The organism is Andreprevotia sp. IGB-42 (genome assembly GCF_009848685.1).
Classification (GTDB): Bacteria; Pseudomonadota; Gammaproteobacteria; order Burkholderiales; family Chitinibacteraceae; genus Andreprevotia.
On sequence record NZ_WXTX01000008.1, the window covers coordinates 1 to 21,701 of the forward strand.

Here is a 21,701-nt window from a genome sequence, read left to right on the forward strand (position 1 = left end):
CGTACTGGTTCTACGCACGCAAGCCGGCAGAGCCCGCGTTGCCGCCAGTCGCCTCTGCGCCGGCGGTCACCATTACGGCAGCACCTGCGGCCACTGAGGTACCGGAACCCACGCAACCCGCAACGCCAGCGCCCACCGAAGTGCCCGTCACCGAGCCATCGGCAACCGTGGCGCCCACGCTGGCTGCCAAGGTCAAGCCAACGGCCAAGCCCAAGGTCAAGGCGACGCCTGTACCTACCGTGCGGCCCAGCCAGGCACACGCGGCTACGCCTGCTCCGGCACCACCGGCCACCCAGGCGCCTGCAGCGGCCAAAGCCACCGGGCTGGAGGCGTGTAATGAAAAGAGCACGTTCCTGGCGCGGGAAGGCTGCAAGACCTCGTACTGCTTCAGCAACCCCGGTGATGCCGGTTGCGTGAAGCTGCGTGAATCCACACAGAACCTGGATCGCCGTCGTTAACCTTCAAGGATGTTCAGCAGATGAGTACCATTTCGCAACAGATCAGCAGCGCTTCCAGGGTATTCGATGCGCTGGGCGCGATAACCCGCTGGAAAGCCGCGCTGCTGCTGGCGGCCAGCGTGCTGGCAGGCGGCTTGCTGCTGGGCGCGGCTGCCGGCCTGAGCCTGTACCTGCAGGGCGCGCTGGGCGCCATTACCGGCTTGCTGCTGGGCATCCCCGGCATCGTTGTCATCTTCTATGGCTTCTTTGCGGTGGGCGTCTACCTGATGCAGGAAGTGCGTACCGGGCAGGTGCCCACGGTGCGTCAGGCGATCAACACCGCGCTGGCTACCGGTCACCGCCAGATCCTGTTTGCACTGATGATTGCCGGCGGCTATCTGGTGCTGGCATTGATGATGTTGCTGCTGCTGTTGCTGTGCAAGATCCCGTTCATCGGCCCGGTGCTGCTGTTCGTAGTCTACCCGCTGGGCGTGCTCACGTTTGGCCTGGTGAGCTTCGCGCTGATGTTCATCGTTTACCCGCTGACGGCACCTGCCTTCTGGGCGGGCAGCACCATTACCGCCGCGGTGGCCCACCTGTGGGCGATCGTGCGCAAGAACCTGGCGCAAGTGCTGATCTATGAAGGCTTGCTCTACCTGGCGCTGCTGCTGGTCGGCGTTTGCGTGAGCGTGGTCTTCGTCTCCGGTGTGGGGGCTATGACGTCGTTATCGGCCAGCCTGCTGTACAGCGGCAACCCTGAAACGGCCATCAGTGCATCACGCGTGATTGCATTCACCAGCGGCCTGCTGGGCGCGCTGGCGGTGGTGCTGCCGGCGCTGGTCACCTTCAAGGGCATTGCCATCACCTATATCGATGCGGCAGCCGATGTCGATGCCAGCGATGTGGCGGCACGGTTGAACCAGGCGAGCGACGAGCTTCGCCAGAAGCTCGATCCGACTTCCACCCCGGCAGCGCCCGCTCCGGCGGCTTCCTATACCGCGGTCGAACCACAGACCCCGCCGCTCCCGGTGTTGCCGTGCCCGGTTTGCCAGGCACCGGTATCGGCTGGTGATGCATTTTGCGGTGAGTGCGGCAGCAAGCTGAAATGAATGCAGTACAGCGCCCCCGTTTCTGCCGGCAATGCGGTGCCGCACTGGATGTTGACGCACGCTTTTGCGGCGAATGCGGTACCGCCGTTGCGCTGATGCCGGCTGGCAAGGGCGGCATTGCCGGCGCGCGGCAACACCCGGCAGCGCCTGACCACGCGCCAGCCCTGCAAGGTGATGGAGAGGCCACCACAGCCGGGCCGCTGGGCAGATTGCGCAGCCGCCCCGCACTGCTGGCGGGTATTGCCGCCGGCGTTGCGGTGGTGGCCGTCGCTGCGGGCGCCATCCTGTGGCTCAGCCCCAAGTCGGCGTCGAGCGAGCGTTTTGCGCCCATCATCAATGACTACCTGAAAACGTTGCCTGCCACATTCGGCGAGGCCACGCTGTGCGATCGGCGTATCGGCTATGACCAGCGCATCGAGATCGATGCGTTCGACACGCGGCGCAAGGTGCTGGATCAACTGGTGCCACTGGGCGTATACCAGCCGGCCCAGCTCAAATCGGTCGGCGATGGCTGGGCCACGCGCACGCATCTGATCTTCATCGCCACCCCCAATGCCAGTACCTCGATCCACGATGGCACGCTGTGTGCGGCCACGGGCTATGCAGTCAGCAGTGTCACGCTGGCTGACAACACCGAAACGCTGGGCGATATCACCTATCTGCAGGTGCAGGCGCAGCTGAAATGGCGTGATCCGGTGGCATGGGCGCAAGACCCCGGCTTGGCAAAGGCATTGCCGGGCATCCAGCCCGAGCGCACGCTGCCACTGATGATGGCGCGCGAGCGCGGCAACTGGCGCGTACTGCGTGACGAGGAACGCCCGGGGCAGCTCAGGCAGGCCGGTGCAGTGCCCGCGGTGACCGCCGGCGGCGGCGGGGCGGCCACATCGCAAGCCGCCATCCCGGAGGCCGATGCGGTACGCGATGCGTGGAATGGCTCGGCATTCGGCAAGCTGCACCGCTACAAGGCAGTCAAGTTGCAAAACTGCAGTGCGGTCGACTTGGCGCAGCCCGGATCGGATGCTCAGGCGCTGGCGCCACTGCTGGGCGAAGGCGCCGATCCGGCATTGCGCCCCGCGGCAGTCGCGCAATGCACAGCCGAGCTCTGGCTGGAAGGCGGCGGCAGCATCGAAAAGCGTGCATTGCTGATGCAGCGTGCCGGGCGCTGGATGCTGGCCGAGCAGTATTTCGCCGAGGTGCTGGGCATGTAGCCCACGCTGCAGATGGATATGGCCTGGCGTGTGCCCGGCTGCACCGGCAAAAGATGACGGCCTGTCCAGGACAGGCCGTCATGCGTGCGTTTCCCGTTTGAACGGGGCTGTGGATCAGCAGTGCCGGATCAATTCAGCGCCAGCTTGAAACCCGGTGCCACCGCACGCTTGCTGCCCAGCTTGTTGATCCGCTTCAGGTCGGCTACCGACAGTTTGTAACGCTTGGCGATCGATGCCAGTGTATCGCCGCGCTTGACCACCACGAAGTCGGGGCTGTCAGCCTTCTGCTTGCGGTCGACCCGGACCGGCGCTTCTGCTGCAGCAATTTTCAGCCGCTGGCCGGTCTGGATGGTGTTGTCGCTCAGGCCGTTGGCATCCTTGAGCGCAGCCACGCTCACGCCATAGCGCTTGGCGATATTGAATACGGTATCGCCGCGTGCCACCTGGTGCTCGCGGCCATTGCGGATCACCACATTGCGCGGTGCATCTTGCGCGCCGGTATCGAGCGGATCGGCCTGCTTGTTCACTGCCAGCGCCACCAGCGTCTGGCGCTCGGACACATCCAGGTTGGCCACCATGGGTACCAGAATGGTCTGGCCGCGCGCCACGCGCTCGCGCCCGCCGATGTCGTTGATGTCCTTGAGCTCGGCAGGGGAAATACCGAACGTGCCGGCCAGCTTGTCGAACGATTCGCCGGAGCGGGTCACATACGGTTGCCAGTTCAGCAGCGGCTTGTCGAACACAGCCAGGTTGCGCTCGAACACGTCCACCTTGTCGGCCGGAAGCACCAGCTTGCGCTCATCCTTGTGCGCGATCACCGGGCGGATGAAGCCCGGGTTGAGGCGCAGCAATTCGTCGACCGGGATTTCCGCCAGCTCTGCGGCCACCTTCACGTCCATGTGGCGGCCGGGTTGTATGGTGGCGAAGTAGGGGGTATTGGGCAGGCTGGCAAGCTGGATGCCATACGCTTGCGGATTGGCGATGATGTTGCGTACCGCCAGCAGCTTGGGCACGTAGTTGCGGGTTTCGTCCGGCATGCGCAGGCTGGCGTAATCACCCGGCAGCCCGGCATTCTGGTTCTTGCCCACCGCGCGTGCCACGGCGTTCTCGCCCCAGTTGTAGCTGGCCAGTGCCAGTTGCCAGTCGTCGAACATGCCGTGCAGCGTGCCCAGGTAATCGAGCGCGGCATCGGTGGCGGCAACCACATCGCGGCGGCCGTCATACCACCAGGTGCGCTCCAGCCCGTACTGCTTGCCGGTACCGGGGATGAACTGCCACATGCCCGCAGCCTTGGCAGGCGATTCGGCCTTGGGGTTGTATGCCGATTCGATCATCGGCAGCAGCGCCAGCTCCATCGGCATGCCGCGCTTTTCGACTTCGTTTACCACGTAATACAGGTAACGGCCGCCGCGCGCGATGATGCGGTTCAGGTATTCCGGGCGCGCCGCATAGTAGTTTTCCCACTTCTCGGTCAGCTCGTTGTCCACGTCCGGCACCATGAAGCCGGCGCGTACGCGCGACCACAGGTCGGTATACGCCGGTACTTGGGCAAACGGGCCGAACAGTGAATCAATGGTGACGCGGGTATCTTCGCTGATGGGCAATGCGGGGTCGCGAAGCTGGAAATCGAGGCGGGAAACGGGAACCGGAGGGGCTGCCACGGCACTGCCGGTGGCCAGACCAGTCAGCACACCGGCAAGCAAACCGGCGATCAGGGAGCGCTGCATGGGCCGCGTGCCTTATCTATTTTTCGAATGCGGGGATGGTGCCTGTTGGGTTGCGGATGTGTCAACCAAAACAGGCGCTTACAGCTGTATGGATAGCGTGCTTTCAGCTGGGGCGAAAGGTGTTTTTCCAATTGCGCAGCGCGGTGAAAACCGCCAGCGGGTCTTTGCCGTCTGCGCCATGTGCCAGCGCACTGGCTATCAGCGCGGGTTCGTCGCAGCGCAGGTAGGGATTGGTGGCTTTCTCCAGCGCGATGGTCGAGGGCAGCGTGGGCCGGTTTTGCGCGCGCTTGCCCGCTTCGGCGGCCACCCGTGCGGCCAGTGCCGCGCTGCCTGTTTCGGCTGCGCTAGCGAACTGCAGGTTGGCCAGCGTGTACTCGTGCGTACAGCACACCAGCGTGGCGTCCGGCAGTTCGGCAAGCCGCTGCAGCGAGGCCTGCATCTGCGCGGGTGTACCTTCGAACAGGCGGCCGCAACCGGCGGCAAACAGCGTATCGCCGCTGAACAGCAGCCCTGCGCCGTGGTAGCACAGGTGGTCCTGCGTATGGCCGGGGGTGGCGATCACATCGAAGTGTTCGTCCAGCAACGTGACGCGATCGCCATCGCCCAGTGCATGGTTCACCATGGCAATGCTGGCGGGGCCGTAGACGGGCAATTGCGGAGACGCGGCCAGCAGCGCCGGCAGGCCGCCGGTGTGATCGTTATGATGGTGGGTAACCAGTACCGCATCCAGCGTGAACCCTTGCGCCTGCAGCCAGTCCATCAGCGGGGCTGCGTCGCCGGGGTCCACCGCGACGACGCGGCGGTTGCGCTCGACAATCCAGATATAATTATCGTCGAATATCGGCAGGGGAATGACGTTTAACATGGCTTTGCCTAGTGAAGTGGGTTCACCCTTTGATCATTTTGCCGCGTGGCTGGCTACGCCGCTAGGCCAGTACGTGGCTGCCGAAGAGCGTAACTGGTACGACCGTACCGTGGTGGATATTTTTGGCTACAAGGCCGTGCAGCTGGAACTGCCACAGTTCGATGCGCTACGCACCAACCGCATGCCATGGCGTGCCACGCTGGGGCTGGCGCAGGGGTGCCGGCTGCGCTGCGATCCGGCCGCGCTGCCGGTGGCCGAGCAATCACTCGATCTGCTGGTACTGCCGCACGTGCTCGATTTCAGCCTGGACCCGCACGCGGTTTTGCGCGAAGCCGAGCGCGTGCTGGCGCCGCAGGGGCGGTTGCTGGTTACCGGCTTCAATCCATGGAGCCTGTGGGGCATGCGCAAGCTCAAGCGCAATGGCGAAATGCCCTGGCAGGGCCAATTTGTGGCGATGCCAAGGCTGAAAGACTGGCTGGCGCTGCTGGGACTGGAAACCGTGCGTGGCGAATACCTGTGTTACCGCCCGCCGGTGCAGCGCGAAGGCGTGCTGGCGCGCAGCGGCTTCATGGAAACCGCCGGCGATCGCTGGTGGCCCGCCGCAGGGGGCATCTACTGTCTGGACGTGGTCAAGCGCGTACGCGGCATGCGCGTGATTGAGCCGCAATGGAAGCGGGTGAAAGTGCCCACCGGCAGCCCGGCGGCAGCAATAGACCGGATGAAGGCGCAGGCCGGCAAGGACAAGTGCAAGTAGCGGCTGCGGCCGGGTCACATGTGGAAATGCTTGTGCGTGTGCCTGTTATCCGTATGCTTGTGCCGGTTTTTATGGCGCATGAACAATACCAGCCCGCCCGCAGCCACCAGCAGCAGTATCGACAGATACTTGGCTGGTGAATCAAGCGCGGCCATCGTCAGCATGCCCAGGCCGAAGTAAACAAAGGGCAGCGCTTCGTACACCGGTTTGGGTAGCATGATGGACCTCTCCTGCAAGTCTCCAAGCTAGGCCCCGCGGGGGCGGCAGGCAAATCAGCCGGATGTGCGGCAGCACGGCTGCGAAGCGGGGCGCCCGGTGCCGCCTACTGATCGCAGCGCCTGGCGCTGTCGCGCATGTCCTGCAGGATTTTCAGCGCCTCTTCCCGGCCCTTTACCGCAATCTTCACTTCGTGGCCGCTGCCCAGGTTGCCGCCGCCGTACGACACGCGCAGTTCATTGTCGACATAATCAACGTATTGCACCACGGTCAGATTCAGGTAGCGTTCGGGTTTGGCATCGCCAGGCGGCTTCCATAGACAGAACGGCGCTGCCAGCACAGTGCCGGTGCAGCAGAACAGCAGTACGAGCAGGCGCATGGCGTCTCCGCATCACTTTGAGTTGGGAAAGAATGAGTACCACAGTCGAGATTTATACCGATGGCGCCTGCAAAGGCAACCCCGGCCCGGGCGGCTGGGGGGTGTGGCTGCGCTACGGATCGCAGGAAAAGGAACTGTGCGGCGGCGAGCCGGACACCACCAATAACCGCATGGAGCTGATGGCGGTGATCGCCGGGCTGGAAATCCTCAAGCGGCCGTGCGCGGTGCGCGTGTTTCTGGATTCGCAATACGTAAAGAACGGCATCCAGACGTGGATACACGGCTGGAAAAAGAACGGCTGGAAAACCGCCGACAAGAAGCCGGTCAAGAACGCCGACCTGTGGCAGCGGCTGGACATCGCCACGCAGCAGCACCAGATCGAATGGGAATGGGTGAAGGGCCACGCCGGCCACGAAGGCAACGAGCGTGCCGATGCACTGGCCAATCGCGGTGTGGAGATCGGGCTCGGTAGCCCCCGCTGATCCTCGCGTCACTTGCTGGCAAGCCATGCACTTGCGGGCAAATGCATGGCGCATAGTGCTGATGGGCTGGTGCCCGCTTAGCGCTAGCGGGTTTTGCGATATTGTTTCTAGTTGCGGTTTTCGCGGCAACTCACCGTTATTTCATCCCAAGGCGCAGCGCGCAGGGAACGGAAGACACGCACCTGCCCGTCAACGCTGAACAGCGTAACGGTAGTGTCGTGCGGGGGAACGGAATGCATGGGACGTATCCATCAGATTGATATCTAATGGCCGTCCAGTACCCCGAAAATGAAGTGATATTGCATGGGGCGATTCTGATGTCTGCTGGCCATGAAGTCAGGTGTGGCCGTCCTGCCAGGCAAGACCGTTGCGCAGCGTTGCCAGCCACAGACGGCAGCCGATGTTAAAATCGCCCGCTTGATGTTCCCACCATGAGGTTGCACTGCGTATGGCCACCCGGCAAATCATTCTGGATACCGAAACCACCGGCCTGCGCCATGAAGATGGCAACCGCATCCTGGAAATCGCGGCGGTCGAAATGATAGACCGCAAGCTGTCGCCTGCTGATCGCCACCTGCATTGCTACATCAACCCGGGGCGCGATTCGGAGGAAGGTGCGCTCAATGTGCACGGGCTGACCACCGAATTCCTCGCGGATAAACCGAAGTTTGCCGATATCGCCGATGGCTTCCTGCGCTTCGTGCAGGGTGCCGAGCTGATCATCCACAACGCCCCGTTCGACGTCGGCTTCCTGAACATGGAGCTGGAAAAGCTCGGGCGCGGCAAGATCACCGATTACGTCAGCGGCATCATCGATACGCTGCGCGATGCCAAGGACATGTTCCCGGGCAAGCGCAACAGCCTGGATGCACTGTGCGACCGCTTCGAGATCGACCGCAGCGGCCGTACGCTACACGGCGCGCTGATCGACTGCGAGCTGCTGTCCGAGGTCTATCTGGCGATGACGCGCGGCCAGGACAGTCTGCTGATCGATTTTGCCGGTGGCGACAGCGAAACCGGTGCCGATGGCGCACCGCGCCGCCAGCGCAAGCCGCTGATCGTGGCGGTGCTGAGCGCGGAAGAAGCGGCTGCGCACAACGCTTACCTGAATGATCTCGACAAGGCAGTCAAAGGCCAGTGCCTGTGGCGCGCGCTGACCGCACCGGCGGCCGTGAGCGCATGAGCCCGATCGCGCTGTTGCCCGCTGCCGGCAGCGGCAGCCGCATGGAAAGCGCAACACCCAAGCAATACCTGAACCTGCTGGGCAAGCCGCTGATCTGGCATACGCTGCATGCATTGCATGCGGTGCCCGAGTTGGCCCGCATCGTGGTGGTGCTTTCCGCCGCAGATGAATGGTGGGATAGCTACGACTGGTCGGCATTCGGGCGGCTGATGGTGCTGCGCTGCGGCGGCGGCAGCCGGGCCGAATCGGTGCTGAATGGCCTGCAGGCGTTGTCGGCCGGCATGCCCGGCGATACCTGGGTGCTGGTGCACGATGCCGCGCGGCCGTGTATCGACCCCGCGCTGGTATCGGGCATGATCGACCTGCTGTGCGGGCACGCGGTGGGTGGCATCCTGGCGATACCGGTGGCCGATACGCTGAAACTGGCTACGCCCGCGCTGCAGATCGACCATACGCACCCGCGCGATGGTCTGTGGCAGGCACAAACGCCGCAGATGTTCCGGCTGGCCGATCTGGCCGGCGCACTGGAAACCGGGCTGGGGCCCGATATTACCGATGAGGCCAGTGCAGTGGAAAAACAGGGGCTGGCACCCGCGCTGGTGCGCGGCAGTCCATGGAACCTGAAAGTGACTTATCCGCAGGATCTGCAGCTGGCTGCGCTGATCCTGCAAGCGAGGAATACATGAATCTGCCATTCCGTATCGGCCAGGGCTGGGATGTGCACCGGCTGGTGGAAGGCCGCAAGCTGATCCTGGGCGGCGTGGATATCCCGTTCGACAAGGGCCTGCTCGGCCATTCCGATGCCGATGCGTTGCTGCATGCAATTACCGATGCGGTGCTGGGCGCTGCCGGCCTTGGCGATATCGGCCGGCACTTTCCCGATACCGCTGTCGAATTCAAGGGCGCCGACAGCCGCGTGCTGCTGCGCGAGGCGGTGCGCCGCGTGCACGATGCCGGCTGGCGCGTGGGCAATGTGGACGCCAGCATCCTGATCCAGCAGCCCAAGATGGCGCCGCATATCCCGGCCATGGTCGCGCATATCGCTGCGGACCTCGACGTGGTTGCCGGCGCCGTCAACGTCAAAGCCAAAACCTACGAGCAGCTCGGCCCGGTAGGCCAGAGTGAAGCCGTCGAAGCGCAGGCGGTTTGCCTGCTGCTGCCGCTGGAATAACAGAAGCGGAGCGGCCGGCGAACCCTGGCTGCGCAGTACCCCGCTCATGGGTATCCATCAACCCGGCAGCCCTTTCGAGCGGTAGCGAGGCGCCCTCGCGGCGGCGAGGGCGGGGGGAGTGGAGTCAAATCGGCGAGCGCCGCTGGCTGATCATCAGCGCTGGCAAGCACCCGGCTTTGCCGGGTGCCCGGATGCCGTGCCAACAGTCTTGATCGTTATCACATATCGCGGCGCGGGCGGCGAGGGCGGGGGGAGTGGCGTCAAATCGGCGAGCGCCGCTGGTTGATCATCAGCGCTGGCAAGCACCCGGCTTCGCCGGGTGCCCGGATCCTGTTTCAATTCACTCCACTGCGATCAGGCAATGCGACGCGTCAGAACCAGCCACCAAAATTGAGCTGGAACGAGGTCTTGAGGTTCTCGCCGGTCAGCAGGCTGATACCGCCACGGTAATCGGTTGCGCTGGCGTGCGACGGCCGCCGTGTGCCGTAGGTGATGCCGATTTCATCCTGATAGCTGCTGAACAGGTCGGTGCCCGAAAAGCGCGTATCGACGATATACACTTCCACGGTGCGCTCGTCTCCGCCCAGCTTGTGCGCGTACAGCAGGCCGTTCTTGTAGATGATGTTGCTCAGTTCCGGGTTGTAGCTCGAGCCATTGATCTTGCCGCTCACCGAGCGGTAATAGCTGATCATGTTGCCCATGGTCAGCGTCCAGGGGGCGTCGACATCACCGAACACATAGCTGCTCATCAGCGTGCCCGATGCCAGCGCCGCGCCGGACAGCAGATCCACCGATCCGGTGGCACGCAGGTTGCCGCCCACGCTCAGCACCCAGTTTTCGCGCGCCGGCCAGCGGTACAGGATGCCGGCACCGGCGTCATAGCTCTTGGCGCCATTGTTGGTGGTGTAGCTGAGGGGGAGGTTCACGATCAGCTCGTGATTGGGCTCGTCGAAGCGGTGGCTGTAGCTCAGCGGCAGGCTGATGGTATCGCTGTCCTGTGAAGACAGGCCGTTCACCGCATCGGTCACCATATGGCTGTAGGTGATGGCCACGCCGAACTTGTTGACGCCATCGCCGCCGCTCGCACCGGTGGGGCCGACTGCAAAGCCCTGTGCGTAATCGAGTGTGGCGGTGCGCGACATCAGGCTGTTGGGGTTGCCGGCTACCGGGTCCACCGGCGATACCTTCACCAGCTCTTTCTGCATGCGTGCCAACAGGTCGGGGTTTTTCTCCAGATAGTCCTTGAACTGCGCCTGGCTTTCATCACGGGTGGCGCCCTGGAAGGTCTTGTGCTCATTGATGCTGGGTACATCGAACACCATCAGCGTACTGCCGGCGGTAGGGTAGGACAGGTTGACCGGCATGCCGCGGAAGTTCAGCCTGGAGACTACCGCCTGCGTGCCGTTGTAACCGGGCAGGATATTATCGAGCTCGCCGGTGGTGTAGAGATTGGCGGCATCCTCGGCGGTGTTGAAGCCGGCGTGGGCAGTCTGGCCGTTCATGGTGGCGTCGATCAGGAACAGATCGCCGGCCATCGCCGTACCGGTCAAAAAGGCACAGCTTGCGTAGATCATGGCTTGAAAGCGTGTCATGGTGGTTCCCTCGCACGGCAAGTGGTCAGAGGTATGGTGCTGCTGTCTTACTAGGGGATAGTTGCTGCATGGCAGCAAGTCAAACGGCAGCAGCCAAAGCGGGGCAAAAATGCGGATAAGCGTATGTCATGGTGTGTTTGTTGCATTTTTGTGTGCGGCTGCGGTGTGCCACGCAGATCGCGTGGATGTGCTGCTGCTCAGTCACAAGCTGGCGGGCGAGCTGGCGCCAACGCTGCAGCAGGCATTCCCGGAGGCCAGCATCCAGGCGTTCAATGGTCAGCTGGTGATCCGCGCGCCGGACAACGCCACCTTCGAGCGCATCGCCCAGTTGGCGGCACGGCTCGATACCCCCAACCGCCAGCTGACCGTGACGGTGGCGCAACGCGACAACGGCGGTGGCAGCCGCAGCAATGTCGATGTGGGCGGCGGCGTGATCATTTCCAATCGCGGCATCGGTGGTGGCGTGGCGATTTATGGCGGTGGCAATGACCGCAGCTATCGCAGCAATACTACGCAGAGCGTCAGCACCATGGATGGCGGGCGGGCAATGATTTCGCTGGGGCAAAGCCGTTTCTACCCCACGCTCAATTTCATCTACCGGCCGGGCTATGCCATCGTCACGCGTGGCGGTGCATGGCAGGCAGCGGAAACCGGTTTCTGGGTGGAGCCGCATGTGCAAGGCGATATCGTGCAGTTGCGGCTGTATCCGCAAAGCAACCGCTTCACCGGTGATGGCTCGATCACCAGCCGCGGTGTGTACAGCGAGGTCAGCGGCCGGGTGGGCGAATGGCTGCCGGTGGGCTCGAGCAATGACGATGGCAGCAGCAGCGTGAACGGCGTGCTGTCGGGCAGCAGGCGCAGCAGCTATGGCAGCTATACGGTGTGGGTGAGGGTGGAAGCGCGCTAAGTGCCAGGCTAGGCTGCGGGTCAGCTCGGGGCCGGGGTTTTTCAGCCTGGCGGATTCAGGGCCTGATCGAAGAAATCGCTGCCATCAAGCCGCAGCATGGCCGTGCCGTGCCGATCGAGGCGCAGATAGCCGCCACGCCCTTCGTGCCAATCCGGCAATACCCAGCGGGTGCCGCCTGCGTGCTGGTGGCAGGCCGGCCGGTGCGTGTGGCCGTGTATCAATAGCTGGCTGGCGGCTGCGCGCATCGCCGCTTCCACCGCCGTGCTGTTGACGTCGAGGATATATGCGGACTTCTGGCGGTTGTGCTGCTGCGATTGCTGGCGCAGCTTGGCGGCTTCGCGGTTGCGTATCCGCAGCGGTAGCCGCCGCCATAGCCACTGTGTGAGCGGGTTGCGCACGATGCGGCGAAAGCGCTGGTACGCGGCGTCATCGGTGCAATAGGCATCACCGTGCGCCAGCAGCACCGGCGCGCCGAATGGCGTGATGACAGTGGGGTCGGGCAGGATGGTCAGCCCGGCCTCGCGTGCGAAGCGTGCACCACACAGAAAATCCCGGTTGCCCGGCATGAAGCGGACCGCAGTGCCGTTGCCGGCCAGTTGTGCGAATGCCTGCGCCTGCGTGGCATAGAACGGATCGTCCAGCTGGTCGTCGCCGATCCAGACTTCGAACAGGTCACCCAGTACGTAAAGGGTGGTCGCGGTGCGGGCCGGCCCCTGCAGGAAGGCGTGGAAAGCCGCCACCGTCGCAGGATCTGCGGGTGACAGGTGTAGGTCGGCAATGAAAAGCAGCGTGGCTTCGTCGGTCATGGGGGCGGGCAATAAAAAAGCGCGGCCCGGGGACCGCGCTTGCAGACCGTGTATCGATCAGCCCAGTACTTCGGCTTTCACGATCAGCACGTCTTCTTTCGGTACGTCCTGATGGAAACCGCTGCTGCCGGTCTTCACGGCCTTGATGGCATCGACCACTTCCTTGCCTTCCACCACCTTGCCGAATACCGCATAGCCGAAGCCCTGCGGAGTCGGGGTCTGGAAGTTGAGAAAGTCGTTGTTGGCGACGTTGACGAAGAATTGCGACGATGCAGAGTGCGGATCCGGCGTGCGGGCCATGGCCACGGTGTAGGCATCGTTCTTGAGGCCGTTGCTGGCTTCGTTCTTGATGGTTTCGCGCGTGTCTTTCTGCTTCAGGCCCGGAGTGAAACCGCCGCCCTGGATCATGAAGCCATCGATCACGCGGTGGAACACGGTGCCGTCGTAGTGGCCGTCCTGCACGTACTGCACGAAGTTGGCGACAGTCAGCGGCGCCTTGGCGTCGTCCAGTTCCAGCACGATGTCACCGTGGTTGGTGGTGAGTTTGACTTGGGTCATGGTGTATTCCTCTCGCAGTGATGACGATTTACTGGTTATTTGTTTGTGCCGGCTTTCTTGCCGCTGGCCTTGGCAGCCGGCTTCGATGCCGTTGCGGGCAGCTCGCGCACGCTGGTGATCACGATGGCTTCGGCCGGCACGTCACCCGGCAGGGTCTTCTGCTTGGCCATGTCTTCAATCACTTCCTGGCCGGAAATCACGCGGCCGAACGCGGCGTAGCCGAAGCCGTCACGGCTGGGAAAGTTGAGGAAGTCGTTGTCTTTCAGGTTGAAGTAGAACTGGCTGGTGGCCGAGTGAGGATCACCGGTACGCGCCATGGCTATGGTGCCGCGGTCGTTCTTCAGGCCAGCCTTGAAAGCCTGCTCGGCTTCATTCTTGATCGGCGCGCGCGTGGCTTTCTGGTTCATCTTGGGATCGAAACCGCCGCCTTGGGCCACGAAATCCGGAATCACCCGATGGAAGATGGTGCCGTCGTAAAACTTGTCCTTCACATATTGCTGGAAGTTGGCGACAGATTCCGGCGCGGCATCCGGATACAGTTCAATGACGATCTTGCCCTTGCTGGTCACCATCTCGACTTGCGGGCGGGTGGCGGCTTTGACTTCGCTGGCCTTGGTATTGGCGGTAAAACCGAGGCTGCTGGCGAGAACGAGGGTGCTGGCGAGTATCCAATGCTTCATTTGAGTAGAAATCCAAACACGGTGAAATGCCCGGAATAATAGCATGCGGCAGGTGATAAAATCGGCACTGACAGGAGCCCCAACCATGCTGAAATTGCCAACGCTTGATCAATTGATCGGTGAATTCGATACTGCATTGCGTACTTTGTCTGCGCCGGCCACCAGTGTGCGCGTGCATCCTGATGCGCATATCGAGGAGTCAGGGCTCTCGGCGGATGACAAGCGCCACGCCGCAGGGCTGATGCGGGTGAATCATAGTGGTGAAGTCTGCGCGCAGGCACTGTATCAGGGGCAGGCGCTGACCGCGCGCGATCCGGCCACGCGCGATGCATTGCGTGAAGCCGCGCATGAGGAAGTCGAGCATCTGGCGTGGACCGAACAGCGGCTCGCGGAGTTGGGCAGCCACGCCAGTGTATTCAACCCGTTGCTGTACGCCAGCAGTCTGCTGATCGGCGTAACCGCGGGCCTCGTCGGCGACAAATGGAACTTGGGCTTCCTCGCCGAAACCGAGCGCCAGGTTGGTGCGCATCTGGCCGGCCATCTGCACACGCTGCCGGTGCAGGACAGCAAAAGCCGCGCCATCGTGGCGCAAATGCATGTGGATGAGCTCAGCCATGCCGATCTTGCAGTTGAGCTCGGCGCGGCCGAGCTGCCCGCACCGGTCAAGGTCGCCATGGCAACAACATCCAGGGTGATGACTACGCTGTCCTATCGCCTGTAACGGCCCGCAAAACTGTGTGACCAATCACACCCTCATCGCATGTTGTGGAAGAAGGTGTTGTATTTTTGCGCCAGAATTGAATGGAACCTGACGCCGGTTTGCCGCTGAGCAGTGTTGCCGGGCCTGTTGCGTGCAAGGCAGATGAGTCGCTGGCAAACACGCCACGCTGACACCGCATTCAATGATGTATGTCGGTGTATGTCTTACGCTTGGCTTGACCGAATATTTTCATGAGCCAAATTGGTGCACGGTGTGGCCTCCAATATCTAGATACCACTTCCACCGTGCCCTGCATGCCGCTGTAGCGCTTAATCGGCTTCGACAATCACGAAGTCGTGCGTGATTTCCGCCGTTTTGGCCAGCATGATCGACGCGGAACAATATTTTTCTGCCGATAGCTTGATTGCTCGCTCCACCTGCTCGGATTTCAGCCCTTTGCCTGTAACGGTAAAGTGCATATGGATCTTGGTGAAGACCTTGGGATCAGTGTCGGCGCGGTCTGCATCGACATCCACCACGCAATCGCGCACATCCGCGCGGCCTTTTTTCAGGATGTGGATCACGTCATACGTCGAGCAGCCGACGGTACCCATCAATACCAGTTCCATTGGTCGCGGCCCCAGATTACGACCGCCGCCTTCTGGCGCGCCGTCCATCAAAACGGCATGGCCGGAGCCCGATTCGGCCAGAAAACTTACAGCCTCAACCCACTTCAAACGTGTTTTCATGATTGCGTCCTGTCGTAAGCAAGGCCGCATTGTAGCTCGCTAAACCCGACTACATCCATGTATGGTGCATGGCATATGTAGAAGGGCTTGCTTAAATGACCAAGCTTTGGGAGAATGAAAGCTGGCATCGGGGCTCCGGCTCCGGTGTCGTCTCCTCCATCCTCCTTCTTTGGTGGAATTCAGCGCAATCCGTACGGGTTGCGTTTTTTTTGGTCCCTCCTTCACGCATGGTTTGACAGGCCCTTGCCGGTTACGCTAGACTTTGCGACTTTCTCAAAATCAGAAACGTGGATTAGCAGTTATGAAAACCTTTTCTGCCAAGCCGCACGAGGTAAAGCGCGAGTGGTTCGTCGTTGATGCGACTGACCTGGTGCTGGGTCGTCTCGCGGCTGAAATCGCCAAGCGCCTGCGTGGCAAACACAAAGCCGAATACACCCCGCACGTTGATACGGGCGACTACATCGTTGTGGTAAACGCAGACAAGATCCGCGTTACGGGTGATAAAGCGACGTCGAAGAAGTACTTCCGCCATACCGGTCACCCGGGTGGTATTTACGAGCGCACTTTCACCGAGATGCAAGACAAGTTCCCGGGCCGTGCGTTGGAAAAAGCGGTCAAGGGCATGCTGCCCAAGGGTCCTCTGGGCTACGCGATGCACAAAAAGCTGAAGGTTTATGCCGGCAGCGAGCATCCGCACACCGCGCAACAGCCGAAGACGCTTGCTGTCTAAGCGCCCGAACTAAGGAATTTGCAAAATGGTAGGTAAATACAATTACGGTACCGGCCGCCGCAAGAGCGCCGTTGCACGTGTGTTCCTGGCTAAGGGCACCGGCAACATCGTTGTGAACGGCAAACCGGTTGATCAATATTTCAGCCGTGAAACCAGCCGCATGATCGTGCGTCAACCGCTCGCCCTGACTTCCAATCTGGAAGGCTTCGACGTGCTGGTTAACGTGGTTGGCGGTGGTGAAACTGGCCAGGCTGGTGCAGTTCGCCACGGTCTGACCCGTGCGCTGATCGACTACAGTGCAGATCTGAAGGGTGCACTGAAGTCTGCAGGCCTCGTGACCCGCGACGCTCGTGAAGTTGAGCGTAAGAAGGTCGGTCTGCGTGGCGCCCGTCGCCGCAAGCAGTTCTCGAAGCGTTAATTCGCTGCGGGATTTGCCGCAAAAAAGCCGCCTTCGGGCGGCTTTTTGTTTTTTCGCGAGCCTGCTGTGCCAGCGATGTGCAGATCGGTGCACTTCACACCGATTCAAACGCTCGGATACGGGCGTTTTTCCTTTATGATTGAGCCCTTGCTTACGGGGGACTCTAACGATGATCAAGGTTGGTATCGTCGGCGGTACGGGATACACCGGCGTCGAACTGCTGCGTTTGCTGGCAGGGCACAAAGGCGTGACGGTTCATGCGGTCACATCGCGCAAAGAAGCCGGCATGAAAGTGGCCGAAATGTTTCCCAGCCTGCGCGGCTGGGTGGATGTGGCTTTTTCCACCCCGGAAGATGCTGATCTGAAATCGTGTGACGTGGTGTTCTTTGCCACCCCGCACGGCGTAGCCATGGCGCAGGCGCGCGAGCTGCTGGAAGCCGGCGTGAAAGTGATCGACCTGGCTGCCGATTTCCGCCTGAAAGATCCGGCCGAATTCCAGAAATGGTATGCAATGGAGCACACCTGCACCGATCTGCTCGAAGAAGCGGTGTACGGCCTTGCCGAGGTGAATCGCGAGGCAATCAAATCCGCGCGCCTGATCGGCATGGCCGGTTGCTACCCCACTTCGGTGCAGCTGGGTCTGTTGCCGCTGCTGGAGGGCGGCAAACAGCTGATTGAAACCGGTACGCTGATTGCCGACTGCAAATCGGGCGTATCCGGCGCAGGACGCAAGGCGGAAGTAGGTACGCTGTTCTCGGAGGCGGGCGACAATTTCAAGGCCTATGGGGTGAAGGGACATCGCCATTCGCCCGAAATCAACCAAGGCCTGAGCGCCATTCACGGCGCACCGGTATCGCTGACCTTCGTACCGCACCTCACGCCCATGATCCGCGGTATCCATTCCACCATCTACGCGCGTATCAAGCCGGAAGGCCGTGATACCGACTTCCAGCAACTGTTCGAAGCGCGCTTTGCCAACGAAAAGTTCGTCGATGTGATGCCGGCTGGCAGCTGCCCGGAAACACGTTCGGTGCGCGGCTCCAATATCGCGCGCATTGCCGTGCATCGCCCGGGAGATGGCGATCTGCTGGTGATCCTGGTGGTGGAAGACAACCTGGTGAAGGGGGCATCCGGCCAGGCCGTGCAGGTGATGAACCTGATGTTCGGCCTGCCGGAATCACAAGGCCTTGAAGTTGTTCCGCTGCTGCCGTAACGCGCAATGCCGCTGAAACGGCTGTATCGCATCCAGCGGGCGCGGCTGACGTCGCAGCCGCTGAACTTGCGTCCTTCGCTAGGCTGGCGTGCCCAGATGTTGCGCTGGCTGGCGGGGATCTGCGTGCTGGTGGCATGCACTGCTGCCGGGCTGTGGTTTGGCTATGGCCGCGGGGTGGCTGCCGCTGGCGAGCGCCTGCAGATGGAAACGCGCGGCCTTGGCGCCATGCAGGAGAAACTCGATCATGCGTTGGCGCAGGAGGAAAGCCTGCGCCAGCAACTGACGGTAGCCGAATCCGCCCGCCAGGCGCTGGCCAGTGCGGTGGCAACGGCAGAGGGCGAGGCGGCCCAGGCGCGCCAGTCGTTGAGCTTCTTTGATACCTTGTTGACGACCAACGACCGTAATCGGCCGGTGAGTTTTGCCGCCTGTGATCTGGTTGCTGCCGATACGCCCAATCGCTGGCGCTGGCGCTTGCTCGCGGTGCAGGGCGTGGACCGGGCGGCCGAATTCAGCGGGCAACTGGCGCTGATCGTGAGTTATAGCGATGCTGGCAAACCGGGCCGGGTCGAAGTAAAGCCGCAGCCGGTGCGTTTCAGGCACTACGGCCGGCTGGAGGGAGAGGTTGAATTCCCCGCATCGGCCAAGCCCGTTGCGCTGGATGCCCGCCTGCTGATGGATGGTCAGCCGCAACCCGTTGCCGAATGCAATAAAAAACCATAAAGGGGAATGCGATGTTCAAGAACAAGAAAGGCAGCCAGAAAATCGACAGCCTGATCGGCCAGGGCTCGGTATTGACGGGCGACATGAGTTTCTCTGGTGGCCTGCGCATCGATGGTAGCGTGATCGGCAACGTCACCAGCGCGGATGAAAAAAACGGCACGCTGGTCATCTCCGAAAAGGCCCGCATCCAGGGTAGCGTGAAGGCCAGCCACCTGATCCTGAATGGCGAAGTGAGCGGCCCGCTGGAAATCAGCCAGTATGTCGAGCTGCAACCCAAGGCGCGCGTGGTGGGTGACCTGACCTACAAGGTACTGGAAATGCACCCCGGTGCGGTGATCGAAGGCCGCCTGCTGCCGCTGGCCGGCGCCCGCGTGGTAACGCCGGATGACAAGGTAGCGGAAAAGGTGAAGTGATACCTGGCTGCGCGGCGGATGTGGCACATTGCCACATTGACCCGCGCAGCCATCGGCGCGATAATCCTACTATCTTAGTCAACTATTCAGACGGGAGCCTGTCATGACCACGGCCACCACTTCCATCGCCGAAATGCCCAGTCCGTTTCTCTTCAGCGATTCAGCAGCCGGCAAGGTTGCCGAACTGATCGCCGAAGAAGGCAACCCGGACCTGAAACTGCGTGTTTTCGTGACCGGCGGTGGCTGCTCCGGCTTCCAGTACGGTTTTACCTTCGATGAAATTACCAACGAAGACGACACCACGGTTGAAAAAGCCGGCGTGCAGTTGCTGGTGGACCCGATGAGCTACCAGTACCTGGTGGGTGCGGAAATCGATTACGTGGAAAGCCTGGAAGGTTCGCAGTTCACCATCAAGAACCCGAACGCCCAGTCCACCTGTGGCTGCGGTTCGTCGTTCTCGGTTTGACCGGCGTTCTTCATCCATAGAAAAAGGAAGCGCATGCGCTTCCTTTTTTCTTGCCCGCCATCTTCGCGATATATGCAGACATCATCACCAGGAGCAATGCCACGATGTTCGAATCGGCAGAATTGGGTCATGCAATCGACAAGGCCACCTACCGCGAGGCCGAAACCAGGCTACGCGAGGCATTGCTGGCCGCGCAATACGAGCTGAAACAGCGTGGTGACTTCCCGGTCATCATCGTGCTGGCCGGCATGCCGGCGGCAGGCAAGGGCGAGCTGGCCAACCTGCTGGCAGAGTGGATGGACCCGCGCAACATCAGCACGCTGGCGTTCGATCCGCCCAATGACGAGGAAGCATCGCGCCCGCCATTCTGGCGTTTCTGGCGCGTGTTGCCGGCCAAAGGCAATATCGGCATCGTGTTCGGCAGCTGGTATGCCGATCCGCTGTGGCACTGGGACAATGATCATCACCATGCCGAGATCGAGCAGCGTGTGGAGCGCATCGTGCGGCTGGAAAAACTGCTGACCGATGATGGTGCACTGGTACTGAAGTTCTGGCTGCACCTGTCGGAAGACCGGCTGAAAAAGCGCCTGAAATCATTGCAGGCAGACCCGCTTACTGCCTGGCGCGTGAGCAAGGAAGACAAAACCTTTCTCAAGCACTACGACGCCAACGCGCGCCACGCCAAAAAGCTGCTTGCGCGCACCAACCAGGCGGAATCGTCGTGGCGCGTGGTGGAAGGCTGGGATGCCAACTACCGTGCGCTCAGCGTAGGGCAGCAGTTGCTGGAGGCGATCGAGCACCATCTGGCGCGCGATACGGTCAAGCAGCGCCGTGCCGATGCGGCGCCGCTACAGCCATCGATCGATGGCGTGCGCCTGCTCGATACGCTGCAGCTCGATCACCCGGCGGACAAGCATTACAAGCAGCAACTGGAAGCGCTGCAGGGGCGGCTCAACGGCCTGGTGCGTGATCCGCGTTTTGCCCGGCACGCGGTCGTTGCGGTGTTCGAAGGCATGGATGCCGCTGGCAAGGGCGGGGCAATCCGCCGCATCACCGCCGCGCTGGATGCACGCCAGTACCGCGTGGTGCCGATCGCGGCGCCTACCGATGAGGAAAAGGCGCAGCCCTATCTGTGGCGCTTCTGGCGGCAGGTGCCGGCACGCGGCAGATTGACGATATTCGATCGTTCCTGGTACGGCCGGGTGCTGGTAGAGCGGGTGGAAGGCTTTGCCAGCAATGCGGAATGGTTGCGTGCGTACGGCGAGATCAACGATTTCGAGGCCCAGCTCGACCATGCCGGCGTGATCGTGGTGAAGTTCTGGCTATCGATCAGCAAGGAAGAACAGCTGGCGCGCTTCAATGCACGTGAAGCCACCGGCTGGAAGCGTTTCAAGATCACCGATGACGACTGGCGCAACCGCGAGAAGTGGGATGACTACGTGGTGGCCGGCAGCGACATGATAGAGCGTACCAGCACCACCACCGCGCCGTGGCACCTGATCGGCGCCAACAATAAACAGCATGCGCGCATCGCGGTTCTGGAAGCGCTGTGTGCGGCAATCGAATCCCGTTTCAAACGCAAGGATTGACCCGATGACCATCCCGCTTGATGCCAGTGCACTTGATCAGCTGTTCGTTGCCGCCCGCACCTACAGTACTTTCCAGCAGCGCGAAGTCAGCGATGAAACGCTGCAGGCGCTATATGAGCTGCTGAAATGGGGGCCGACTTCAGCCAACGCGTCGCCAGCCCGTTTCGTCTTCGTGAAATCCGCTGCCGCCAAGCAGAAGCTGGCCCCGGCGTTGTCTGCCGGCAACCTGGACAAGACACTGGCTGCGCCGGTCACAGTGATCGTGGCTTTCGATCTCGAGTTCTATGAAGAGCTTGCCTACCTGTTCCCGCATACCGATGCCAAAAGCTGGTTTGTGGGCAACGAAAAGTCGATCCAGACCACCTGCATGCGCAATGGCAGCCTGCAGGGCGCGTACCTGATGCTGGCTGCGCGGGCACTGGGGCTGGATGTGGGGGCAATGTCCGGCTTTGATAACGCCGCAGTGGATGATGCGTTTTTCAGTGGTACCAGCTGGCGCTCCAACTTCCTGGTCAACCTCGGTTACGGTGAGCCGGCGGGCCTGCATGCACGCAATCCGCGACTGGATTTTGCCGATGTGTGCCGGATCGAATAAGCTCCGTCCATCCTAGGAAAGAATCGAGCAGGAA

The 21,701-nt window shown here is 61.9% G+C and carries 26 protein-coding genes and 1 pseudogene; 18 read left to right on the top strand and 9 right to left on the bottom strand.

The window, feature by feature from the left end; all coding sequences use genetic code 11:
* The 3 genes and pseudogenes from IGB42_RS12875 to IGB42_RS12885 form a co-directional block, all read left to right on the top strand.
* Positions 1–458 (top strand): annotated as a pseudogene (locus IGB42_RS12875) (hypothetical protein); the annotation flags it as partial.
* Positions 459–478: 20 nt separating this feature from the next.
* Positions 479–1,546 carry a hypothetical protein gene (locus IGB42_RS12880; protein ID WP_159672218.1) on the top strand — a complete coding sequence of 356 codons (1,068 nt, stop codon included), beginning with the start codon at positions 479–481 and terminating at the stop codon, positions 1,544–1,546.
* Complete coding sequence (locus IGB42_RS12885) at positions 1,543–2,754, top strand: zinc ribbon domain-containing protein (protein WP_159672220.1); 1,212 nt, start codon at positions 1,543–1,545, stop codon at positions 2,752–2,754. Before IGB42_RS12880 ends, IGB42_RS12885 begins: the two co-directional genes overlap by 4 nt.
* A gap of 128 nt (positions 2,755–2,882) precedes the next feature.
* Here the strand turns inward: IGB42_RS12885 and IGB42_RS12890 are convergent, their stop codons facing one another.
* Complete coding sequence (locus IGB42_RS12890) at positions 2,883–4,481, bottom strand: LysM peptidoglycan-binding domain-containing protein (RefSeq protein WP_159672222.1); 1,599 nt, start codon at positions 4,479–4,481, stop codon at positions 2,883–2,885.
* 103 nt (positions 4,482–4,584) lie between these two features.
* Positions 4,585–5,346 (bottom strand): hydroxyacylglutathione hydrolase, encoded by a 762-nt coding sequence (gloB, locus tag IGB42_RS12895; protein ID WP_159672224.1) that lies wholly within the window; start codon positions 5,344–5,346, stop codon positions 4,585–4,587.
* Between gloB and IGB42_RS12900 the strand changes: the two genes are divergently transcribed.
* Complete coding sequence (locus IGB42_RS12900) at positions 5,345–6,100, top strand: class I SAM-dependent methyltransferase (protein WP_236822579.1); 756 nt, start codon at positions 5,345–5,347, stop codon at positions 6,098–6,100. The two genes, gloB and IGB42_RS12900, sit on opposite strands and share 2 nt — an antisense overlap.
* 14 nt (positions 6,101–6,114) lie before the next feature.
* Here IGB42_RS12900 and IGB42_RS12905 read toward each other — a convergent pair whose 3' ends face one another.
* Both IGB42_RS12905 and IGB42_RS12910 read right to left on the bottom strand, forming a co-directional pair.
* Positions 6,115–6,318, bottom strand: a complete 204-nt coding sequence (locus IGB42_RS12905; RefSeq protein WP_159672228.1) for a hypothetical protein — start codon at positions 6,316–6,318, stop codon at positions 6,115–6,117.
* Between the two features lie 104 nt (positions 6,319–6,422).
* Positions 6,423–6,695, bottom strand: a complete 273-nt coding sequence (locus tag IGB42_RS12910) for a hypothetical protein (RefSeq protein ID WP_159672230.1) — start codon at positions 6,693–6,695, stop codon at positions 6,423–6,425.
* A gap of 32 nt (positions 6,696–6,727) precedes the next feature.
* Between IGB42_RS12910 and rnhA the strand changes: the two genes are divergently transcribed.
* The 4 genes from rnhA (at position 6,728) to ispF (ending at position 9,531) form a co-directional block, all read left to right on the top strand.
* A complete protein-coding gene (rnhA, locus tag IGB42_RS12915) occupies positions 6,728–7,177 on the top strand; it encodes a ribonuclease HI (protein ID WP_159672232.1) in 450 nt (149 codons plus the stop codon).
* A 448-nt stretch (positions 7,178–7,625) separates the two neighbouring features.
* A complete protein-coding gene (gene dnaQ, locus IGB42_RS12920; RefSeq protein ID WP_159672234.1) occupies positions 7,626–8,360 on the top strand; it encodes a DNA polymerase III subunit epsilon in 735 nt (244 codons plus the stop codon).
* Positions 8,357–9,046 carry a 2-C-methyl-D-erythritol 4-phosphate cytidylyltransferase gene (gene ispD, locus IGB42_RS12925; RefSeq protein ID WP_159672237.1) on the top strand — a complete coding sequence of 230 codons (690 nt, stop codon included), beginning with the start codon at positions 8,357–8,359 and terminating at the stop codon, positions 9,044–9,046. Before dnaQ ends, ispD begins: the two co-directional genes overlap by 4 nt.
* A 2-nt stretch (positions 9,047–9,048) precedes the next feature.
* Positions 9,049–9,531 carry a 2-C-methyl-D-erythritol 2,4-cyclodiphosphate synthase gene (gene ispF, locus IGB42_RS12930; protein WP_374705054.1) on the top strand — a complete coding sequence of 161 codons (483 nt, stop codon included), beginning with the start codon at positions 9,049–9,051 and terminating at the stop codon, positions 9,529–9,531.
* A gap of 371 nt (positions 9,532–9,902) precedes the next feature.
* On the opposite strand, the gene IGB42_RS12935 is transcribed toward ispF, so the two are convergent.
* Positions 9,903–11,123: a hypothetical protein gene (locus IGB42_RS12935; RefSeq protein WP_159672241.1), complete on the bottom strand. Its 1,221-nt coding sequence runs from the start codon at positions 11,121–11,123 to the stop codon at positions 9,903–9,905.
* A gap of 181 nt (positions 11,124–11,304) precedes the next feature.
* On the opposite strand from IGB42_RS12935, the gene IGB42_RS12940 reads away from it, so the two are divergent.
* Positions 11,305–12,030, top strand: a complete 726-nt coding sequence (locus IGB42_RS12940) for a hypothetical protein (RefSeq protein WP_159672243.1) — start codon at positions 11,305–11,307, stop codon at positions 12,028–12,030.
* Between the two features lie 41 nt (positions 12,031–12,071).
* Here IGB42_RS12940 and IGB42_RS12945 read toward each other — a convergent pair whose 3' ends face one another.
* Genes IGB42_RS12945 through IGB42_RS12955 form a run of 3 tightly spaced genes read right to left on the bottom strand, consistent with a single transcriptional unit; the run spans position 12,072 to position 14,074 of the window.
* Complete coding sequence (locus IGB42_RS12945; RefSeq protein WP_159672245.1) at positions 12,072–12,836, bottom strand: UDP-2,3-diacylglucosamine diphosphatase; 765 nt, start codon at positions 12,834–12,836, stop codon at positions 12,072–12,074.
* 57 nt (positions 12,837–12,893) lie between these two features.
* Complete coding sequence (locus IGB42_RS12950; RefSeq protein WP_159672247.1) at positions 12,894–13,394, bottom strand: peptidylprolyl isomerase; 501 nt, start codon at positions 13,392–13,394, stop codon at positions 12,894–12,896.
* A 35-nt stretch (positions 13,395–13,429) separates the two neighbouring features.
* On the bottom strand, positions 13,430–14,074 hold the full coding sequence (locus IGB42_RS12955; RefSeq protein WP_159672249.1) for a peptidylprolyl isomerase: 645 nt from the start codon (positions 14,072–14,074) through the stop codon (positions 13,430–13,432).
* An 85-nt stretch (positions 14,075–14,159) separates the two neighbouring features.
* Between IGB42_RS12955 and coq7 the strand changes: the two genes are divergently transcribed.
* Positions 14,160–14,795, top strand: a complete 636-nt coding sequence (gene coq7 / locus IGB42_RS12960) for a 2-polyprenyl-3-methyl-6-methoxy-1,4-benzoquinone monooxygenase (RefSeq protein ID WP_159672251.1) — start codon at positions 14,160–14,162, stop codon at positions 14,793–14,795.
* Positions 14,796–15,103: 308 nt separating this feature from the next.
* Here coq7 and IGB42_RS12965 read toward each other — a convergent pair whose 3' ends face one another.
* Complete coding sequence (locus IGB42_RS12965) at positions 15,104–15,523, bottom strand: OsmC family protein (protein WP_159672253.1); 420 nt, start codon at positions 15,521–15,523, stop codon at positions 15,104–15,106.
* A gap of 301 nt (positions 15,524–15,824) precedes the next feature.
* Here IGB42_RS12965 and rplM point away from each other — a divergent pair, with 301 nt between their 5' ends.
* From rplM to IGB42_RS13005, 8 genes are all read left to right on the top strand, one after another.
* The gene (gene rplM / locus IGB42_RS12970) at positions 15,825–16,253 is read left to right on the top strand and encodes a 50S ribosomal protein L13 (protein ID WP_159672255.1); all 429 of its coding nucleotides are present in this window, start codon (positions 15,825–15,827) and stop codon (positions 16,251–16,253) included.
* 25 nt (positions 16,254–16,278) lie between these two features.
* Entirely contained in the window at positions 16,279–16,671 is a 393-nt protein-coding gene (rpsI, locus tag IGB42_RS12975; RefSeq protein ID WP_159672257.1) for a 30S ribosomal protein S9, read from the top strand.
* 169 nt (positions 16,672–16,840) lie between these two features.
* Positions 16,841–17,884 (top strand): N-acetyl-gamma-glutamyl-phosphate reductase, encoded by a 1,044-nt coding sequence (gene argC, locus IGB42_RS12980; protein ID WP_159672259.1) that lies wholly within the window; start codon positions 16,841–16,843, stop codon positions 17,882–17,884.
* 6 nt (positions 17,885–17,890) lie between these two features.
* Positions 17,891–18,604 (top strand): DUF6776 family protein, encoded by a 714-nt coding sequence (locus IGB42_RS12985; protein WP_159672261.1) that lies wholly within the window; start codon positions 17,891–17,893, stop codon positions 18,602–18,604.
* A gap of 11 nt (positions 18,605–18,615) precedes the next feature.
* Positions 18,616–19,017: a polymer-forming cytoskeletal protein gene (locus IGB42_RS12990; protein ID WP_159672263.1), complete on the top strand. Its 402-nt coding sequence runs from the start codon at positions 18,616–18,618 to the stop codon at positions 19,015–19,017.
* A gap of 133 nt (positions 19,018–19,150) precedes the next feature.
* Entirely contained in the window at positions 19,151–19,483 is a 333-nt protein-coding gene (gene erpA, locus IGB42_RS12995) for an iron-sulfur cluster insertion protein ErpA (protein ID WP_236822588.1), read from the top strand.
* Between the two features lie 104 nt (positions 19,484–19,587).
* Positions 19,588–21,072, top strand: a complete 1,485-nt coding sequence (gene pap, locus IGB42_RS13000; RefSeq protein ID WP_159672267.1) for a polyphosphate:AMP phosphotransferase — start codon at positions 19,588–19,590, stop codon at positions 21,070–21,072.
* 4 nt (positions 21,073–21,076) lie between these two features.
* Positions 21,077–21,667: a malonic semialdehyde reductase gene (locus IGB42_RS13005; protein WP_159672269.1), complete on the top strand. Its 591-nt coding sequence runs from the start codon at positions 21,077–21,079 to the stop codon at positions 21,665–21,667.
* Positions 21,668–21,701 lie beyond the last annotated feature (34 nt).

What these genes read in the sequence shown, in the direction of transcription:
- IGB42_RS12880 (WP_159672218.1), top strand. Translation starts at nt 479, where the DNA reads ATGAGTACCATTTCGCAACAGATCAGCAGCGCTTCCAGGGTATTCGAT.
- IGB42_RS12885 (WP_159672220.1), top strand. Translation starts at nt 1,543, where the DNA reads ATGAATGCAGTACAGCGCCCCCGTTTCTGCCGGCAATGCGGTGCCGCA.
- IGB42_RS12890 (WP_159672222.1), bottom strand. Translation starts at nt 4,481, where the DNA reads ATGCAGCGCTCCCTGATCGCCGGTTTGCTTGCCGGTGTGCTGACTGGT.
- IGB42_RS12900 (WP_236822579.1), top strand. Translation starts at nt 5,345, where the DNA reads ATGGCTTTGCCTAGTGAAGTGGGTTCACCCTTTGATCATTTTGCCGCG.
- gloB (WP_159672224.1), bottom strand. Translation starts at nt 5,346, where the DNA reads ATGTTAAACGTCATTCCCCTGCCGATATTCGACGATAATTATATCTGG.
- IGB42_RS12905 (WP_159672228.1), bottom strand. Translation starts at nt 6,318, where the DNA reads ATGCTACCCAAACCGGTGTACGAAGCGCTGCCCTTTGTTTACTTCGGC.
- IGB42_RS12910 (WP_159672230.1), bottom strand. Translation starts at nt 6,695, where the DNA reads ATGCGCCTGCTCGTACTGCTGTTCTGCTGCACCGGCACTGTGCTGGCA.
- rnhA (WP_159672232.1), top strand. Translation starts at nt 6,728, where the DNA reads ATGAGTACCACAGTCGAGATTTATACCGATGGCGCCTGCAAAGGCAAC.
- dnaQ (WP_159672234.1), top strand. Translation starts at nt 7,626, where the DNA reads ATGGCCACCCGGCAAATCATTCTGGATACCGAAACCACCGGCCTGCGC.
- ispD (WP_159672237.1), top strand. Translation starts at nt 8,357, where the DNA reads ATGAGCCCGATCGCGCTGTTGCCCGCTGCCGGCAGCGGCAGCCGCATG.
- IGB42_RS12935 (WP_159672241.1), bottom strand. Translation starts at nt 11,123, where the DNA reads ATGACACGCTTTCAAGCCATGATCTACGCAAGCTGTGCCTTTTTGACC.
- IGB42_RS12945 (WP_159672245.1), bottom strand. Translation starts at nt 12,836, where the DNA reads ATGACCGACGAAGCCACGCTGCTTTTCATTGCCGACCTACACCTGTCA.
- IGB42_RS12950 (WP_159672247.1), bottom strand. Translation starts at nt 13,394, where the DNA reads ATGACCCAAGTCAAACTCACCACCAACCACGGTGACATCGTGCTGGAA.
- IGB42_RS12955 (WP_159672249.1), bottom strand. Translation starts at nt 14,074, where the DNA reads ATGAAGCATTGGATACTCGCCAGCACCCTCGTTCTCGCCAGCAGCCTC.
- coq7 (WP_159672251.1), top strand. Translation starts at nt 14,160, where the DNA reads ATGCTGAAATTGCCAACGCTTGATCAATTGATCGGTGAATTCGATACT.
- IGB42_RS12965 (WP_159672253.1), bottom strand. Translation starts at nt 15,523, where the DNA reads ATGAAAACACGTTTGAAGTGGGTTGAGGCTGTAAGTTTTCTGGCCGAA.
- rplM (WP_159672255.1), top strand. Translation starts at nt 15,825, where the DNA reads ATGAAAACCTTTTCTGCCAAGCCGCACGAGGTAAAGCGCGAGTGGTTC.
- rpsI (WP_159672257.1), top strand. Translation starts at nt 16,279, where the DNA reads ATGGTAGGTAAATACAATTACGGTACCGGCCGCCGCAAGAGCGCCGTT.
- argC (WP_159672259.1), top strand. Translation starts at nt 16,841, where the DNA reads ATGATCAAGGTTGGTATCGTCGGCGGTACGGGATACACCGGCGTCGAA.
- IGB42_RS12985 (WP_159672261.1), top strand. Translation starts at nt 17,891, where the DNA reads ATGCCGCTGAAACGGCTGTATCGCATCCAGCGGGCGCGGCTGACGTCG.
- IGB42_RS12990 (WP_159672263.1), top strand. Translation starts at nt 18,616, where the DNA reads ATGTTCAAGAACAAGAAAGGCAGCCAGAAAATCGACAGCCTGATCGGC.
- erpA (WP_236822588.1), top strand. Translation starts at nt 19,151, where the DNA reads ATGCCCAGTCCGTTTCTCTTCAGCGATTCAGCAGCCGGCAAGGTTGCC.
- pap (WP_159672267.1), top strand. Translation starts at nt 19,588, where the DNA reads ATGTTCGAATCGGCAGAATTGGGTCATGCAATCGACAAGGCCACCTAC.
- IGB42_RS13005 (WP_159672269.1), top strand. Translation starts at nt 21,077, where the DNA reads ATGACCATCCCGCTTGATGCCAGTGCACTTGATCAGCTGTTCGTTGCC.